Below are 2,393 nucleotides of genomic sequence, written 5' to 3' on the forward strand. Positions count from 1 at the left end.
AACTAAAACCGGGCAAGACCAAAGTGCATACTTAGTTTAAACTGGATTTAGTGTCCGTCGTCAGTTTTTTTGGAACCAATGGCAGCTTAAACTAAGAGACAGTTCGGCTCATCTGCTTGGTTTCATTATGCGGCGCGTTGTCTGTGATGCAAGCGCCGCGTTTCGAGTGTCTTTCGTTTGATCCTTTCGTGTTGCTGTAGAATGGCTTTGTCGCGCCCGAAGTAGACATCAGCGGGAGTGACGTTGTTCAGGCTCTCGTGGTAACGCTGGTGATTGTAGTGGTCGACGAAGGCTTCGATCCTAGCCTCAAGATCGCTGGGTAGGAAGTAGTTTTCCAGCAGCATGCGGTGATGCCATCCATTGCCGGCAGGCGATTGCAAAGCAATCTGCCGAGAGGGCTCGATCTTGCTCTGCGTTTGAGGATGATAGGGCGCGCCACGGCTGTGCTTCATATCCTTGTCTTGCAAGCATTCCGCCAGCTCCCCCGAGACGTAGCTGGAGCCGTTATCACTCAGCAGGCGAGGTTTGTGGACGACATGAACTTGGTCACATCCCGACGCTGCCAAAGCCAAATCCAATGTGTCTGTCACGTCTTGGGTTCTCATGTTGGTGCAAAGTTTCCACGAGTGTAACCTGTCCGTCGTCATATAAAATGGGACATTAGAGCGGCATGAGCTTTGGAGGCTCTGGTTCGTTCGTGTGATTGATTATGCTGCTTGTTTTTGATGTTGCAAGCGGCGTTGTTTGATTGTGTTTTTCTTGATTTTTTCCCTTTCTCTGAGAATGGCTTTGTCGCGTCCGAAGTAGACGTCTGCGGGTGTGACGTTGTTCAGGCTCTCGTGGTAGCGCTGATTGTTGTAGTATTCGACGAAGGCCCCGATCTGACGCTCAAGGTCGCCGGGCAGAAAGTAGTTTTCCAGCAGAACCCTGTTTTTCATGGTCTGATGCCGTCACGCCAAAGGCGTGCTTATAGCACGACGTTCGATCTTGCCTTGGGTCTGCGGGTGGAATGGCGCACCGCGGACATGCTTCATGCTTTGCCCCTCCAGCCACTCCGCGAGATCACACGAGATGTAACAAGACCCGTTATCGCTGAGCAGGCGTGGCTTGTGGCGCACGGTGGCTTGGTCGCACCCCGATGCCGTCAGCGCCAGTTCGATCGTGTCTGTTACGTCTTCAGCCCGCATGTTCCCCTCTCGGGACATTTCCTTTGGAAATACCCTGCCGGGCAGTGGTAGCAAAGCTTCCATGCGATGATGTAGCGGCTGTAATCGTCTAGGATCGTGCTGAGATAATACCAACCCCACCTGTCACCCGGCAGTGCATTTGCATAGCAAATGTCACGATAGGGCAATGATCTTGAAGTAAGTGAAGTCAGTCTGCCCGCTGCCCGAGAGGAGCATCTCGTTGATTGCTGTAGTCTTGTCCGTGAACGCGTCGGCCGCTTTGATCACCACGTAATCAGGCGCAGTGATCAGGTCGCTCGACCATTGCCCTCGGACCAATGGCGGACAAGGTCTCGCCTTTGAGAATACGATAAGCTGATGATTCAGATATAAAATACCGCTTCTCATCGGTGTATTTGACCGCCAGTTCCCGCGTGGACAACGCCTCGTGCTCCAGTGCAAACTCAATCAGGTCATCACGACGGGCATCAGGGATGCGGTTCCAGACCGATCCTGGGCGTGGGGACCTATCAGTCAGCCCATCCAGGCCGCCGTCGACATAGAGATCATACCATCGATAGAATGTCGTGCGCGGGATGCCCAGCATGTCGAGGGTCTGTTTGACTGGCAGATGTGATCCCTCAACGGTGCGGATGATCTCAAGCTTTTCAGATGCCGCCCTCTCGGCAGATTTGGCTTGGCCAAATCGCCTGCCGGGTAATAGATATCTCATTCATTCGACCATTGTCCTCGGACCAATGGCGGACAAGGTCTCATTATCCCCCAGCCCCTGTCATGCTTTTTTTGAGCAGACGGTTCTCTAAGGTCAGGTCGGCGACACATTCTTTCAGGGCCAAGGATTCAGAACGTAAATCCTTAACCTCAGGCGATGTCGCTTGACGCGCAGTGTTCCCAGACAGGCGCCGCTTGCCTGCCTCCAGAAACTCTTTCGACCAGCTGTAATACAAACTTTCAGCGATCCCTTCACGGCGGCACAGCACTGAGATGCTCTCCTCACCACGCAGGCCCGCCAAAACAATGCGGATCTTCTCCTCGGCTGAATAAGTTTGCCGCGTCTTACGGCGGATGTTCTTAACCACCTTCTCGGCGGCCTCTTTCGATGTTTGTGGCTTCTTCGTCATCTCGATCTCCTAATCGATAAGATGAACCAGAAATCCTCCGTTATTCAAATCCTCAAATCTGTCCCACGGGTGCTGACGTCAGACA

General features: G+C 53.1%; 2 pseudogenes. Both read right to left on the reverse strand.

Going from position 1 to position 2,393, the window contains the following annotated elements:
* Positions 1 to 125 precede the first annotated feature (125 nt).
* A pseudogene (locus tag KO503_RS16875) lies at positions 126 to 626 on the reverse strand (integrase core domain-containing protein); the annotation flags it as partial.
* Positions 627 to 707: 81 nt separating this feature from the next.
* Positions 708 to 2,308, reverse strand: a pseudogene (locus KO503_RS16880) (helix-turn-helix domain-containing protein).
* Positions 2,309 to 2,393: the final 85 nt, after the last annotated feature.

The sequence above is a fragment of the Pacificibacter marinus genome (assembly GCF_018860505.1).
GTDB classification, from domain to species: domain Bacteria; phylum Pseudomonadota; class Alphaproteobacteria; order Rhodobacterales; family Rhodobacteraceae; genus Celeribacter; species Celeribacter marinus_B.